This window comes from Variovorax sp. JS1663, assembly GCF_002157355.1.
Taxonomy (GTDB): Bacteria; Pseudomonadota; Gammaproteobacteria; order Burkholderiales; family Burkholderiaceae_C; genus Variovorax.
Map to the genome: position 1 here is coordinate 12,885 of NZ_LYMK01000035.1, position 15,134 is coordinate 28,018.

Here is a 15,134-nt window from a genome sequence, read left to right on the forward strand (position 1 = left end):
ATGAGCAGAACCATTCCCTGCGTGCTGATGCGCGCGGGTACTTCTCGCGGCCCATTCTTCCTGCGGGAGTGGCTTCCTGAGGACGACGAGGAGCGCGACCAGGCGCTGATCGGGGCCATCGGCGCGTCCGATCCGCTGCAACTCGACGGCGTAGGCGGCGGCAGCAGCCTCAACAGCAAGGTCGCCATCGTTTCCCGCTCGAAGGAACCGGGCTGCGATCTGGACTACCTGTTCGCGCAGGTGGGAGTCGGACACCGGTCCGTCGACACGCGGCCGAACTGCGGGAACATGCTTTCCGGTGTCGCGCCTTTCGCGATCGAGCAGGGGCTGGTGGAGGCGCAAGATGGCATCACGCAGGTGCGCGTCTTCAATGTCAACACGCGCTCGCGCATCGATGTCACGGTCAGGACGCCCGGCAAGCGCGTCACCTACGAAGGAGACGCGCGCATCGATGGTGTGGCCGGTACCGCTGCACCCATCCTCCTGAACTTCCTGGATGCGTGGGGCGCGGTGACGGGCAAGGTCTTTCCGACCGGTCTGCGGATCGACACGATCGACGGGGTCGAGGTGACCTGCATCGATGCGGCGATGCCACTCATGATCGTTCGCGCGCATGACCTGGGCGTCACCGGCGGCGAAAAGCCCGCGGCGCTCGATTCGAATACCGTACTGCTGGAGCGGCTCGAGAAGCTGCGTCTTCAGGCCGGCCTGTTGATGGGGCTCGGGGACGTGTCGGGCAGCGTCATTCCCAAGCCGGTGCTGGTCAGCGCGGGAGACTCGCCGGACAGCATCACCTCGCGCTACTTCACCCCGCGCCGCTGCCATGCTTCGCATGCGGTCACGGGTGCGATCGGCGTTCTCAGCGCCTTCGCACTCCCGGGCACCGTCGCCAGCGCCTCTGCTCGCGAGCCAGGCCGCCACAACCTGGTTCTCCTGCACCCGGCAGGGCAGATCGACGTCGAAGTCGAACTCGAGGGTCGGGCGGACGATGCGACAGTGAAGGCGGCGGCGCTGGTTCGCACCGCCAGAAAGATCATGCAGGGCGAGATGCAGTTGCCCGACTATGTCTTTACTCGGCCCGAGACCGTTGCGCGTCAGTCGGCCACGTTCCCGCGCAAGCCGATCACCATCATCGTGCCTACCCGTGCGGGCGGCGGCAACGATACGATGGCCAGGATCATCGCGGCTGAACTGAAGCCGCTGCTCGGCCAAGAAGTTCTCGTGGACAACCGGGCAGGGGCAAACGGTGCCATCGCGAGCGAATACGTGGCCAGGGCGGAACCGGACGGCCACACCCTCATGTTCGGCTACGTGGGCACCCACGCCATGAACCCCGCGCTCCAGAAGCTGGGTTACCACCCCGTCAAGGACTTCGAGCCGGTCGGGCAGATCGGATCGTCGCCGACTCTGATGGTGGCCAACCGGCACGCAGGCTTCGACGATGTTCGCGCCCTCCTGCAGCGTCTGCGCAGCGAGCCGGGCAGCATCAGGTACGCGTCGGCCGGCGACGGGACGCCGCCACACTTCGCGGCGGAACTGTTTCAACTCAACACGGGCACGAGGATGGACGGCAGACCCCATGAAGGGGCAGCGCCTGCGATCGTGGACACACTCGATGGTCGCTCGCAGATCATGTTTCCGAGCCTGTTCACCGCGCATCCCTTCATCCTCGATGGCCGTCTGCGCGCGCTCGCCGTCGCGGCCCCGGCGCGTCTCGAAGCGTTGCCTGGGGTGCCCACGCTCTCGGAATCAGGCATCGAAGGGGTCGATGTCTCGCAGTGGTATGGGCTGTTTGCCCCTGCAGGCACCTCACCCGCGGTGATCGCGCAGATCAACCGCGCCCTCAACGAGGTTCTCGCAAATCCGCAAGTGGTTGCCCGGTTCGAGCGCCAGGGCGCCAGGGTCGAGGCAGGCCCGCCCGCTGCACTGCGAGAGCGCGTTCGGCACGAGTTCGCTCGTTGGCAGGACGTGGTGGCCGAAGGCGGCCTCGCTCCGCAAGATATCCGCCTGCTGGCGGCGGATTGATCGGCCGAATCACCCAGACCCGGCACTCGTTGCCGAACCAACTTGCGGCACGTTGCCGCAATTCCACCGCCGGCGTTGCAAGGCGCAGGCAATCCTCGTTCGTCCCTTGGAGACAGTTGCTATGCGCACATCATTGATCACTTTTGCGGCACTGGCCGCTTCGGGCGCTGCTTCGGCGCAGTCGTCCGTGACGCTGTTTGGCGTTGCTGATTCAGCAATCAGCCACTACAGCGTGAAGAGTTCTTTCTACAACAACACGGGGGCACTCCCGCCGCTGTCTGCTCTCGCCGTGCCAGAGGCGAAACGATCACAAACTGCCTTGTCGAGCGGGGCCAACGCGTCGAGCCGCGTCGGCTTCCGTGGCACCGAAGACCTGGGCGGGGGACTGGCGGCAGGGTTCTGGCTCGAGTCAGGCATCACCCAGGACAGCGGGGCGACCGCTTTGGCCGCATTCAGCCGTCGCTCAACGGTGAGCCTGTCAGGCGGATTCGGTGAACTCAGGCTGGGCCGTGACTATGTTCCGACCTACTGGAACGAGAGCGTGTTCGATCCGATGGGCGCAGTCGGCGTCGGCGAAAATCTCATCAAGAGCATCAGCGGAAACATCGCCACGGCGCGCGGCCCGGGCTCCGCCATTGCCGCGAATGACAATGCGATCCGGGCGTCCAACAGCGTGGGTTACTTCCTGCCGCGCGACCTCGGCGGCTTCTACGGGCAGGTCATGTATGCCCTTCCGGAAAACGTGAAGTACAGCTACCTGTCCGACAGCCCGTCGCAACGTGGCCGCTACTACGGCGGGCGGTTCGGCTATGCAAGCGGCCCGCTCGATGTGGCGGTTGCCTACGGACAGAGCACGGCAGCAGACACCTTGGTGATCAGCGAGACCGGAGTCGTGGCCGGCACCCGGCTTTCCGAAAAGCTGCGCACCATCAACTTGGGCGCGTCCTACGATTTCGGTGTCCTCAAGCTGATGGGCGAGTTGTCGCAGGTCAAGGACAAGGCTGAGACCACCACCGCTCCCTTGAGCGCCGGCAGACTCACCTTCAAGGACAATGACGAGTACCACGGCGCCATGATCGGCATGACGGTTCCCGTCGGTGCGGGCGTTGTCAAGGCATCGTACGCTCGCGTCAAGTTCAAGAACGACCTGGGTTCCGCCGCGCCCACGTTGCTCGCGCTGAACCGCGACGCATCGGTGAACAAGCTCGCGCTCGGCTACGTCCACAACCTGTCGAAGCGGACCGCACTCTATGCCACGGTGGCTCGCGCTCGGATCAAGAACGGACAGAACAATCCTGCAATCATGGCCGTCGGGCTTGGAGGACCTGCCTTCTTGTCTACGGGGTCGGGCGTGGCGGGCTTGGCGCCGCGCAGCGCTACAGGCTACGACTTCGGGCTGCGCCACGCATTCTGACGTCAAGTGTGGCAGCGTGATGGGGCCTTTGCTTGAGCCCCATCGTGCCGATCAGATGTCTGCAATACCAACCCCAAGCGGCATTGAAGGAAAAACGCCGAATGCCCGCATGGCGTCGGGAGGGAACGAGATGAACACCAGGTGCGTGCCCTCTGGTGAGGGGGCAAGGAGCGGGCCGATGGCCCCCGGGTCGTTTTCCGTCGCGGCACTGGAGCTCCTCTGGGGTCACAGCAGTTCGTTGAATGCATAGAACGTGTTGTCCTGACACCGATGCCAGAGACCCCGCCGAGCCCACGCATCGGCCCGTAACTCCGTGCAGTCACGGGCGTCGCGTTCGAAGATGGCCTCCAACCGCGCGGCCAGGGCTTCGTCGCGCACGCCCAGTGTGACCTCGTCGTTGGTCTCGAATGACCGGTCGTCGAAGTTGCTCGAGCCGATCGCGCACCACACCGAGTCGACAGCCATGACCTTCTGGTGCAGCAGGCACTTCGGGTATTCGAAGATGCGCACACCACCGGCGAGCAGATGGTGGAAATTGCGGTGTGCCGCGTGCTGGACCATGGGCATGTCCGACGCCTCGGTCGAAGGCACCATCACTCGGACGTCAACCCCGCGCTGCGCCGCGTCGCACAAGGCATCAATCGCCTCACGGTCCGGCAGGAAGTAGGGGTTCTGAATCCAGATCCGCCTGCGCGCGACGCACAGCACCAGGTGGTGCAGGATTTTCACGGCCGGCGGAGAGCCCTCCGGCTTGAGGCTTGCCACGTGCACGGCGACATCGCCCACGCGCTGGAGTGGCGGGAAGACGTCGTCGCCGACGAACAGTTCCCCCGTGTCCTCTACCCAGTTTTCGCTGAAGGCCCCCTGCACCGCGTGCACGATCGGCCCGCGCAGGCGAACGCCCAGGTCGCGGACGTGCTCGCGGCTCTCGCCGTTGCCCATCCAGCCATCGACGACGCAATGGCCGCCGACGAACGCCACCCGGCCATCGACCACCAACAGCTTGCGATGATCGCGCTCGTTGAAGACGCCGATGTTGCGGATGTGCCGCGGATGATGCATCCTGAGCGGGCAGCCCCCTTCGCGGAGGCGCACTGCATCACGCCCCATCTTCTTGCCGCCATCGGCGTCGACCAGCACGCGCACCTTCACCCCGCCGCGATGACGTTCGAGCAAGGCATCCACGAGGCGCGCGCCCAGCACACCCTCCTTCCACAGGAAGGTCTCGAAATGCACGGAGGCCTTCGCCTCGCGGATCTCGTCGAACATGGCTTCGAAGAAGGCGCCGTTCTCCAGCAGTTCGACCGCGTTGCCTTCGTAAACGGTGCCTTGCGTCAGCCCTGACAAGGACGGCAGCAAGTCGGTGAGGGGCGCGTCGCATTCGACCACCAGGCGTGGATCGCGGTGCCGGCGAATCGACCAGATGACGAGGCCCAGCACGACGACGACGATCGCCAGCGCGAGCGCGAGCCAGGTAGGCCATGACGGCGAGGGAGACAGCTCAACGCTCATGCCCACTCTCGCAGTCGCAGGCCGGAATCGTCATTCCTTGGGATCGATGCCCTTGATCGGATCTTTCGTCACGTCCTTCCCGATCTCGACGACCTTGTCCTCGTTGGCCTCGTCGCGAAACTCTCCCGGTTGCTCCTCCGTGCTCTTTTCCATGTTGTCCTTGACGCTCTCGCGACTCGTCTTGGGCTGTTCCCTTGTGGGCGGTTCGTTCGCGTGCATGGTGTCTCCTTTCGAGTGGCCGACCCGCAGCCGGCTGCATGCCGATTGCCGGCACGCTCCGAGCATGGCGGCAGGGGCAGCCGTGCGATGTCAGGCAAGAAGATGTTTGTGCGTAGGGCGCGCCGGCGGGGGGGCGCTCATCGGTCTTCGCGGACGCGCAAGCGGTCGTCAAGAACAAGGGCTGAAGCCGCGACGAACAATTCGGCCACTCACCGAGTTTTCCGGCTCGGTCCTACGTGCAAAGGTCGCTGCCGACGCCACCATCGAATGTGAAGATTTCACACGAGCAACGAGGGAGCGCTGCTTGGGGAGGAGCCCGGGTGGATCGGCATCCGGCGACTTCGGCACGCCCAAAGGGGCCGAGCACAAAGGGCCTGGGGCACACGACGCGGAGCACATGAGATGTCAAAGTATGAAGATGAAGATTTCTGGGAAAGTGCATCTCGCCGACAGGCACTCGAATCAAACCGGCGCCGCGAAGCGAAGATGTTCGCGAATGGCTGGCGCCGCAACATCCTCTTCGTTGTCCTGCTCGCGCTGACCTTGGTCTGTTTCCTCACGTTGAGCTAGCCATGCTCAAGCGGTACAAGAAGATCGAGCAGTACTGCAAGCCCCACCCGCTGACTGGCCCGGGGAATCCTGCGAATGCATCATGGTGAAGCTTCGAAGCAAGCAAAAGCTGATTCTGGGAATCCTGCTGCTGACCCTTGCTGCCGCGATCGTTGTCGTCAATCTCGCCGGCGGCGAAAAGAAGATCGGGGAGCAGGTCCACCGTGAATACTCCCTTCATGACGCCCAGTATCAGCGGGCCCTGGGCGTCCTTCTCGGCCCTCCCATTACAGGCGGCAATCGCTTCGAAGCTCTTCACAACGGCGATCGAATCTTTCCGCCGATGCTTGCAGCCATACTCAGCGCGCAGCACAGCATCACCTTCGAGACCTACATCTACTGGTCGGGCGATATCGGCAGGGCGTTCGCCGACGCGCTGGCGCAGCGCTCTCGTGCGGGCGTCAAGGTCCACGTGCTGCTCGACTGGGTCGGCAGTGCAAAGGTCGACGAAGCGTTCATCAAGGAGATGGAGGCTGCGGGCGTGCAAGTTCGAAGGTTTCACGAGCCGCACTGGCACAACCTGGGAAAGATGAACAACAGGACCCACCGCAAGCTGCTGGTCGTGGATGGACGAGTTGGCTTCACCGGCGGAGTCGGCATCGCGCCGGAATGGACAGGCGATGCCCAGGACGCAGCGCACTGGAGGGACTCCCATTTCCGCGCTGAAGGACCGGTTGTGGCGCAGATGCAGGCGGTGTTCATGGACAACTGGATCAAGGCAACTGGCGACGTGCTGCATGGCGAACGATATTTCCCTGCGCTGGTCGCGGCAGGGTCGCAACGCGCCCAGGTGTTCAGCAGCTCGCCGTCGGGGGGCAGCGAGAGCATGCGCCTCATGTACCTGCTCTCGATCGCGGCAGCCACGACGTCGATCGACCTGTCGAGCGCCTATTTCGTTCCGGATGAACTCACGGTGCAGGCGCTGGTCGCCGCCATGCGCCGCGGCGTCCGGCTGCGGATCATCACACCAGGGCCGATCATTGACTCCCAGACGGTGCGCAGCGCCTCGCGTGCGAGCTGGGGTCGGCTGCTCGAAGCGGGCGCCCAGATCAGCGAATACCAACCAACGATGTTCCACTGCAAGGTCTTCACCGTGGACGGATTGCTGGTCTCGGTCGGCTCTACCAACTTCGACAACCGGTCGTTCAGATTGAACGACGAGGCCAACCTCAACATCTATGACGCGGATTTTGCGGCCCAACTGACAGCCCAATTCGAGGCGGACATGAAGCAGGCCAAGCGGGTCACCCTGGAAGCCTGGCGCAGTCGGCCTTGGTCAGAGAGAGCCCAGGAACAGCTGGCGAACCTGCTGGCTCTGCAGCTTTAGGGCGCGACTATGGGGCATCGGCGCGCGATACACGTGCCGGGCCAGCGCCCTCCGACGCGATGAACGCGTCCATCGTGGCGACGGTGTCCTGCAGGTCGCTGGAAAGGTCGAAATCCATGGTGTGTGGCGGAGTGGGCGATTCTGCGGATCATCGCGATCTCCTCACGGAACCTTGACGGAAATGTTCGCTCGTTCGGTACCCGGAGGGGTGGCCAGGGTCGCCCAGAAATCGGTGGTGCGCATCCAGGGCTGAAGCCCCATGGGAAAGTCCAGGCTGGGAATCGGCGGAAGTTCGGCCGCGTTGAAATCATTTCCGTAGAGCACCAGGGGCTGGGTCGCGTCGGGGTGCTGGATGTTGGGGTGAACGGCCTGCAGGGCCACGTTCCAGTTGTCCAGCAGGTCCTTGCGCGTGATGGGCCCATTGGGTTTGTCGGCGGTCGGGTGCAACGCCCGGTGGTGGAAGGCCGTCACGCCCTGGCCGGCGGGCGTCGCCTTGAATGCCCTCCACGCTTCGAACGCAGGTGTGCCGAACGTGACGACGGCTTCGATCTTGCCCGGCGCAAACGCCGCCTCCAGCCACTGGTGGCGGTACGACTGGATGCCAGGGTCGTTCAGATGCGGCAGCGCCATGTCCTGGTTGTAGATGCCGTAGACGAACGCGTTGATCATCAGGTAACTCTTCGAAAAGCCCAGCTTCTCGACAAAACCCTGCACGCGGCGGCCAGCCTGGCCCGACAGGATGCGACGCGTGAACGCCTCGGTCTGCGCGGGATCCTGGCCGATGACGAGAAGGCGTGCGCTGCCGTTCGCGCGTCCCCGGTAGAAGATGGGGCCCCAGAGAGAACGGAATCCGTCGGCGCCCTTGTACACCGTGTCGTCGGGGTAGTTGCGGCACAGCGTCCTGAACGCGCCGGTCGGTCCGGTATCGAAAGGGTCGGTGATCATCGGGGCTCAGTTGAAGACACACGTTCCGTCAAGTCTCGTCATCCCTTCGGCTCGAGTCATCCTCAAGATGATGTACGGCGCCTCTCGACAGCCGCCAGCCGAAGGTTGAAGATGGCCCGCACGCTCGCTTCATCCGCTTGGGGTGCTGACGGAGGCGCCTTGACGCATAGGAGGCATCGTGAGTCTTGTCATCTCAGGGCGGGTCGTTCCCATCACGCAGGACTCCAGCGTGGCTGCCTCCGAGAAGGATGCCTTCCAGGGCAAGGTCTGGATCGGTGACGACGGTCGCATCGAGCGCGTCACGCGCGGCAATGCCGCGGGCCCCGGCAGTGGATTCGACAAGGCGCCCGTCGTGGACGTCGGGAGCAATCTCGTCCTGCCGGGCTTCGTCGACCTGCACAGCCACCTTGCCTATGCAACGCTGCCGCTGTGGGTCGATCCTGGCCGGACGCTGCCCTTCCTGCACCACGATTCCTGGCCTTCGGCGCGAACCTACGCTGCGGACATCACCTGGCCGGCGTACGCCTTCATCGAGGCGTCGCCCCGTGAGCTTCTGGCATATGCCGAGGTGCGGGCACTCGTCGGGGGCACGACCAGCATCCAAGGGTCGCCGCCCAAAAACCGGCCTCTGGATGGCTGGATGGTCCGCAACGTCGAGGACGAGACTTTCGGAGGCAGCGTCAAGTCGAACGAGGTCCTCTCCTCTACGCTCACCCTCAAGCCGGAAGTTCTTGCCAGGAGGTCTGCGCAGATGAAGAACGGCGCCACCTTCATCTATCACTGCGCCGAGGGGCAGGTGAACTCGATCGTCGAGCGGGAATACCAGAGCGCTCGCAGATGCGGCTGCCTGCAGCGCGGGTTCGTCGCCATCCACACGAATGCCGTGAATCCAGGCGGATACGACGCATGGACGGAACCCGGTGCGATCGTCTGGTCGCCGTTTTCCAACCTGTGGCTCTACGGAAGCACGACGGACGTGCCTTCGGCGCTGGCCTTGAAGATTCCGGTGTGCATTGGTTCGGACTGGGGACCCTCGGGCACCCGCAATGTGCTCGGGGAGGTCAAGGTCGCATCGCTCGTCAGCAAGAGCAAGGGCTGGAAACTGTCGCCCTACGAACTGGTGCGCATGATCACGTGCGTTCCCGGCGACGTGCTCAAGGAAGCGTGGGGCGCACAGGCCGGGCGCCTGCAGCCGGGTGCGCTCGGCGATGTCGTGGTCATCAAGGCAGCCTCATCCGCCGAGCCTTTCGGCACGGTCCTCGCAGCCACCGAGAAGGACGTGCGCTTCGTTGTGGTCGGCGGTCGCCCGCTGTACGGTGATACGAAACTCATGAAGGCGGCCAAGGCAAGCTCGCCATCAAGCCTCAGCATCGCTGGAACGAAGCGAACGCTGTCGATGGCCAGGCTCGAGGACCCTTCCCAGCCCTGGGACTTCGCCAGCGTGCTGGCCCGGATGGAGCAGGTCCGCGCCGACCCCAAGAAGGAGATCGACGCCGCGAAGAAGGCCTTTGCCGCCGCGGGCGGCCTGCAGGACGGCGTCCCGCGCCTGCGCCTGGCCCTGGACATGCCATTGGGCAGGGTGCCCATCGGCGGCCTGCCCAAGGACCTGGGCGAGGTGGTCGTTCCCCCCATCCAACCGCTTGAGCACGACGCCGCCTTCTTCGCTTCGATCAAGGGGCGCGGCTTCCATGCGGGGATCCTGGACGAACTGGGCAAGTTCTACGCGTGAGGAGATGGTCATGGCAACAAGAACGACGCCTCTGCAAAGGGCACAGGCCGGTACGCTGTTGAGCAAGCGGGCGGGCCTGCTCAAGGTCAGCCACGAGAAGGCGCCAGCCCCTTCCGACGAAGAGCTGGACGCGGCTGAACGCGAACTCGTGATCGACGCATTGCTGACGGCCATCGGCGGCGCGTACTGCCACCTGCTGCAAAAGCGCGCCGGATACGCCAACGATCCGGTGCAAGCGCTGCAGTTGCTGCGCACGCACGCGGCGGACATGAGCGACACGGAGTTCCACATGATCCTGACCGGCATCATCGTGGATCTGCGCGACGCCCACACCATCTACTCCGGCCCGAGGCCGCTCGCAGGCGCCGTCGCAAGGCTCCCGTTCCTTGTCGAGCAGTACGGCTCGGCCGACGCTCCCGCCTTCCTGGTGACCAAGGTTGCGCAGACGAAGCTCATCAAGGATCCCAAGTTCAAGCCCGGGGTCCGGCTCGAGACATGGGGCGGAATGCCGTTCGGGCGTGCCGTCGCGATCCACGCCGACCGTGAAACGGGTGGGCGGCCCGACGCCAGGCTGGCGCGCGCGCTGGAGTCGTTGACCTTCCGCTCCCTTCAGTACGGCCCGCCCCCGGACGAGATGTGGGTCGACATCGGCTTTCGCGAAGCCGAGCGCAAGCCGCTGCGAGAGGTCCGCATCCCGTGGAGCTTCGTCCGGCCCGGGCGGGCATCGACCGGTGTGCAGCGCGGCGCGCATGCAGCCCTTCGGCTTGCCGTCAGCCCTGCCGCAGAGCAGGTGCGGCGCGCGAAGAAGCTGATGTTCTCCGGCAAGCAGTGGCAGGCAGAGAACCAGCGACAAGCGCTGGCCAGAGATCCTGGCTGGCTCGAGACGCGCTTTCCTGACGCATTGTCCGCACGAAAAGTCGCGGCCAAGGCGCCACTGGGCGAGATCGGATATGTGCGCATCTGGACTTTCGACGTCGAGGACCACCTGGCTTTCGTCGACGAGGTGGCGCGCTTGGTGGAGCAATTGCCCGACACCGGCCTGATCATCGACGTACGCGGCAATCCTGGTGGCCTCATCTGGGCAGCGGAGCGGCTGCTGCAGTTGTTCACCCCGAACTCGGTGTCGCCGACACGGTTCAGCCTGGTGGCAACTCCGCTGACGCGAGCGATGGCCAGCAGCCCCTTCAATCGCATGGAGCTCGAGCCGTGGATCACCTCTCTCGAGTCGGCCATCTCCACCGGTGAGGCCTATTCGCAGGCTTTGCCGATCACCGACCCTGCGTGGTGCGACGATGTGGGGCAGCGTTACGGCGGGCCCGTCGTGTGCGTGGCCGATGCCAACACGTATTCGTCGGGCGACCTCTTTTGCGCCGGCTTCGTGGACAACGAAATCGGCGCGCTCGTGTGCGTCGGGCAGGCCACGGGCGCAGGCGGGGCCAACGTGTGGACGAGCCAGGATCTGGCAGACGCCCTGGAGGGCACCGAGTTCGAGCTTCCACGCCTTCCCAAGGGCGTGAACTTCACGATGGCGTTTCGCCGGGCGGTTCGCGCCAGGGACTCGGCAGGCGTGCCGATCGAAGACATCGGTGTTGCAGGCATTCCCTACGCCATGACACGGCGGGATGTACTGGATGGCAACGCCGACCTCATCGGCTATTGCGCCCAGCTGCTTACCGGCGCGCCGCGCAGCAGCCTTCGCGTGGAACTCACAAGATCCGAGGTGAGTGTCACGTCGACCGGCCTCGATGAAATGGAAACCTACGTCGATGGAAGGCCGGCCGCGGCGGCGCGCGCCATCACCGACGGAAATGTGTTGTTCCCCCGCCCCGGCAAGGGAACAACACTTGAGATCGTGGGCCGCAAGTCCGGCGCGGTCGTACAGCGGCGCCGGGTCTCGTTGGCATAGCCGGAAGCGATCCGTCGTCGCACGAGGGCGCCGGGCGTAGACGCTATTCAGGGGGTGGTCGAGATGGACAAGATTCGAGACGTGCTGCGGTTCAGGGCGTGGCATTCATGGTTTTGGTTGGACCTCGGGCGCGCACTGCTCCTGGTTGCTGTCGCCTCGGGCCCGTACTTGCCGAGCCACGCGGCACCCTTCGCCTACGTGGCGAGATGGTTACACGATGACGTCGCGGTCATCGACACGGCCACGAACAAGGTCGTGGCCTACGTGCCGGTCGGGAAATCGCCGCATGGGGTGGTCGTCGCTCCCAATGGCGCCCATGCCTACATCGGCAACGTCAACAGCGACACCGTGTCCGTCATCTCCGGCGCGACCCACAAGGTGGTGGCGACCATCGAGGTGGGCGCTCAACCTGAAAGCATCGCGGTCACGCCGGATTCGGCGTTCGTCTACGTGGCGCTTTACGCGGGCCAGGGCAAGAACGACCTGGCCATCATCGACACGAAGACGAACCAGGTCGTTGGACACGTCGCCGCAACGGGGTGGGCTTCGGGCGTGGCCGTGTCGCACGATGGTGCCTATGTGTACCTCGTGTGCTTTCCCGAGAAGCTCTTCATGATCGAGACAAAAACCCACAAGATCGTCGCCACGGTGAAGCTCGGGAAAACGCCGCAAGGTGCCGTCGTCACCCCGGACGGCAAGCAGGTCTACGTCGCCAACTGGGACGATCACACGGTCACCGTGATGAACACGTCAACGCACCAGGCAGCGACGATCAAGGTGGGCAACTTCCCCTGGATGCCCGCGGTGAGCCCTGACGGCAAGGTCGTCTACGTGGGCAACGCTCTCGACAGCACCATGTCGATCATCGACACGGCCACCAACAAGGTCGTGAAAACATTCCCCGTGGGGAAGAAGCCGATCTCGGTCGCTTTCACGCCGAACGGGAAGTTCGCGTACGTGGTGAACCAGGACGCCGAGACGGTCGAAGCCGTGGACACCGCGAGTCACAAAGTCGTCGCCACGATTCCTGTACCTGGCTACAACGGGGCCTTCGGCCGCTTCATCATCCCGGGCAAGCCTTCTGTGGTGTCCACATTCGCCTTTGCAGCACCGTTGCAAGGGCTCCCGAGGGTCAACGTGGCCGCGGCGGGAGAGGCCATCGACGTACGCTTTTCACTGGGAGAAGATCTGGGGCTCGACGTCGTCGCGCCCGGCTATCCTCGATCCGAGCAGATTCCCTGTGTGAGCGCCATCCCCTTGAATGCGCACGACCTGCCTGCTTCGAGAGCACCCTCCAATACGCTCGCCTATGACACTGCATCGAAGGTCTATTCTTACGTTTGGTTGACTGAGAGCACCTGGTCCAGGACGTGCCGTCACTTCACGATGGAGATGGTGGATGGCAGCAGGCACGAGGCTGTCTTTCAGTTCCGGTGATGGCGAGCCGAACGGGGTCTGAAGGTGGGGGGGGCTGCTGCAGCAGAGCCAGCGACGCCGCGTTTTTCAGGTGTGCCGAAGTTCGATTTGAATCGAGACGCGTGGCAAGGACAGCTCCGTCGCCGTGCAGCTGTTGCTCACCACCGCGCGTTCCACATGAAGCAAGCCTGCATCGAGCTGCCATGCCCACCGGGCCGTATGGGCGGACTTGACATAGCCGATCCGTTTCCAGAACGTGACCAGCCCGAAAGCGCGACCACAGCGCAGCCATACGGAGATGGCCTCGGCGTCATAAGGTTGCTGTGCCCCAATTCGGAGTTCCACGGCCGCACCCACGTGGCAATGGCGCCGAATGACTCGAGCGTGGTCCTCATCAGCTGTTCCAGCCAGCAAGATCCAAACGGTTTGCGGCGTTCCCCACGTCCTCGCCAAAGGCGAAGCGAGATGTCCCCCACCCCTGGATTCCGAGCGCCGGAACGCATCATTGTTGCGCTCCAATCTCGCCTCCTCCCGTTGCTGCAATGCAGCATATTTTATGCCGAATGTAGTACCTTGGGGCTAATTTTTGTCGGGTGCTGTGGCGGCGTCCCGCAGGCGGCCTGGCGGGTTCCCTGGGCCCGCCTCCGGGGCGGGTTATCCCGGGGGGCAGGAGGGCTGATGCAGCGCCGCAACGAATGCTAGGCTGCGACCGACGGCACAAGCCGACGGAGGCAGAGATGGAAAGCAACGCGCAACCAAATCTTCAGGCCCACCAGCTCGTTCGCCGCACCATTGCATTGGTGCTGGCTGGCGGGCGGGGCTCCCGCCTCAAGCAATTGACCGACCGCCGGGCCAAGCCGGCGGTCTATTTCGGCGGCAAGTTCCGCATCATCGATTTCGCGCTTTCCAACTGCCTCAATTCGGGCATCCGGCGGATGGCGGTGGTCACCCAGTACAAGTCGCACTCGCTGATGCGCCACCTGCAGCGCGGCTGGAGCTTCCTGCGTGCCGAGCTCAACGAGATGGTGGACGTGCTGCCGGCCCAGCAGCGCGTGGGCGAGGAGCATTGGTACCGCGGCACGGCCGACGCGGTCTACCAGAACCTGGACATCATCCAGACCCGTTCGACGCCGCACGACTACGTGGTCGTGCTGGCCGGCGACCACGTCTACAAGATGGACTATTCGATCATGCTGAGCGACCACGTGGCGCATGGGCGGGGCTGCACGGTCGGCTGCATCGAGGTGCCTCGGATGGAAGCCGTCGCCTTCGGCGTGATGGCGGTGGATGGCGAACGCGGGATCACCGCCTTCCTGGAGAAGCCGGCCGACCCGCCGGCCATGCCGGGCAAGCCCGATGTCGCGCTGGCCAGCATGGGCATCTACATCTTCGACTCCGAGTACCTGTACACGCTGCTGGAGGAAGACAGCGCGGACCCGGACTCCAGCCACGACTTCGGCAAGGACATCATCCCGCGGACGGTCGCCCAGGGGCGGGCCGTGGCGCACCCCTTCGGCATGTCCTGCGTGACCCGGGCGCGCCATGGCGCCGACGTCCAGGCCTATTGGCGTGACGTCGGCACGATTGATGCATTCTGGGCTGCGAACCTCGATCTGGCCTCGATCACCCCCGAACTCGACATCTATGACACCGACTGGCCCATCTGGACTTACCAGCGGCAGCTGCCGCCAGCCAAGTTCGTGCTCGACCGCGACGGAAAGCACGGCATGACGGTCAACACCATCGTCTCGGGCGGCTGCATCGTGTCCGGTTCGCACGTCAAGGATTCGGTGCTGTTCTCCGGCGTGCGGGTGCATTCCTTCTGCAGGATCGAGGAGGCGGTGCTGCTGCCGGACGTGGAGGTAGGCCGCGGCGCGCGGCTTCGCAAGGTGGTGATCGACCGCGCATGCGTGATTCCCGATGACATGGTCGTCGGCGAGGATCCGGCGGCCGACGCGGCGCGCTTCGAGCGCACCGAGGGCGGCGTGGTGCTGATCACGCGCGAGATGCTGAAGCGGCTGGCGCCCTAGGA

12 protein-coding genes are annotated in these 15,134 nt (G+C 64.6%); 8 read left to right on the plus strand and 4 right to left on the minus strand.

What is annotated here, in order from left to right:
- Nucleotides 1-2,025 carry a 4-oxalomesaconate tautomerase gene (locus A8M77_RS24790; RefSeq protein ID WP_086924179.1) on the plus strand — a complete coding sequence of 675 codons (2,025 nt, stop codon included), beginning with the start codon at nt 1-3 and terminating at the stop codon, nt 2,023-2,025.
- Nucleotides 2,026-2,146: 121 nt separating this feature from the next.
- The gene (locus A8M77_RS24795; RefSeq protein WP_086924180.1) at nt 2,147-3,439 is read left to right on the plus strand and encodes a porin; all 1,293 of its coding nucleotides are present in this window, start codon (nt 2,147-2,149) and stop codon (nt 3,437-3,439) included.
- A 225-nt stretch (nt 3,440-3,664) separates the two neighbouring features.
- On the opposite strand, the gene A8M77_RS24800 is transcribed toward A8M77_RS24795, so the two are convergent.
- Both A8M77_RS24800 and A8M77_RS24805 read right to left on the minus strand, forming a co-directional pair.
- Nucleotides 3,665-4,951 carry a phospholipase D-like domain-containing protein gene (locus A8M77_RS24800; RefSeq protein ID WP_086924181.1) on the minus strand — a complete coding sequence of 429 codons (1,287 nt, stop codon included), beginning with the start codon at nt 4,949-4,951 and terminating at the stop codon, nt 3,665-3,667.
- A gap of 30 nt (nt 4,952-4,981) precedes the next feature.
- Nucleotides 4,982-5,170, minus strand: a complete 189-nt coding sequence (locus A8M77_RS24805; RefSeq protein ID WP_086924182.1) for a hypothetical protein — start codon at nt 5,168-5,170, stop codon at nt 4,982-4,984.
- A gap of 402 nt (nt 5,171-5,572) precedes the next feature.
- Between A8M77_RS24805 and A8M77_RS36215 the strand changes: the two genes are divergently transcribed.
- Together A8M77_RS36215 and A8M77_RS24810 are read left to right on the plus strand one after the other, a co-directional pair.
- Nucleotides 5,573-5,740 carry a hypothetical protein gene (locus A8M77_RS36215; protein ID WP_158100990.1) on the plus strand — a complete coding sequence of 56 codons (168 nt, stop codon included), beginning with the start codon at nt 5,573-5,575 and terminating at the stop codon, nt 5,738-5,740.
- An 82-nt stretch (nt 5,741-5,822) separates the two neighbouring features.
- Complete coding sequence (locus tag A8M77_RS24810) at nt 5,823-7,106, plus strand: phospholipase D-like domain-containing protein (RefSeq protein WP_086924183.1); 1,284 nt, start codon at nt 5,823-5,825, stop codon at nt 7,104-7,106.
- Nucleotides 7,107-7,268: 162 nt separating this feature from the next.
- Here the strand turns inward: A8M77_RS24810 and A8M77_RS24815 are convergent, their stop codons facing one another.
- The gene (locus A8M77_RS24815) at nt 7,269-8,051 is read right to left on the minus strand and encodes a uracil-DNA glycosylase family protein (protein WP_086924184.1); all 783 of its coding nucleotides are present in this window, start codon (nt 8,049-8,051) and stop codon (nt 7,269-7,271) included.
- A 178-nt stretch (nt 8,052-8,229) separates the two neighbouring features.
- Here A8M77_RS24815 and A8M77_RS24820 point away from each other — a divergent pair, with 178 nt between their 5' ends.
- From A8M77_RS24820 to A8M77_RS24830, 3 genes are all read left to right on the plus strand, one after another.
- Entirely contained in the window at nt 8,230-9,780 is a 1,551-nt protein-coding gene (locus A8M77_RS24820) for an amidohydrolase family protein (protein ID WP_086924185.1), read from the plus strand.
- A 10-nt stretch (nt 9,781-9,790) separates the two neighbouring features.
- Nucleotides 9,791-11,686: a S41 family peptidase gene (locus tag A8M77_RS24825; RefSeq protein ID WP_086924186.1), complete on the plus strand. Its 1,896-nt coding sequence runs from the start codon at nt 9,791-9,793 to the stop codon at nt 11,684-11,686.
- A gap of 63 nt (nt 11,687-11,749) precedes the next feature.
- Entirely contained in the window at nt 11,750-13,123 is a 1,374-nt protein-coding gene (locus tag A8M77_RS24830; RefSeq protein ID WP_143694752.1) for a PxKF domain-containing protein, read from the plus strand.
- Between the two features lie 66 nt (nt 13,124-13,189).
- Here the strand turns inward: A8M77_RS24830 and A8M77_RS36220 are convergent, their stop codons facing one another.
- On the minus strand, nt 13,190-13,459 hold the full coding sequence (locus A8M77_RS36220; protein WP_337590029.1) for an HIRAN domain-containing protein: 270 nt from the start codon (nt 13,457-13,459) through the stop codon (nt 13,190-13,192).
- A 380-nt stretch (nt 13,460-13,839) separates the two neighbouring features.
- Here A8M77_RS36220 and glgC point away from each other — a divergent pair, with 380 nt between their 5' ends.
- Complete coding sequence (gene glgC / locus A8M77_RS24835) at nt 13,840-15,132, plus strand: glucose-1-phosphate adenylyltransferase (RefSeq protein WP_086924188.1); 1,293 nt, start codon at nt 13,840-13,842, stop codon at nt 15,130-15,132.
- Nucleotides 15,133-15,134 lie beyond the last annotated feature (2 nt).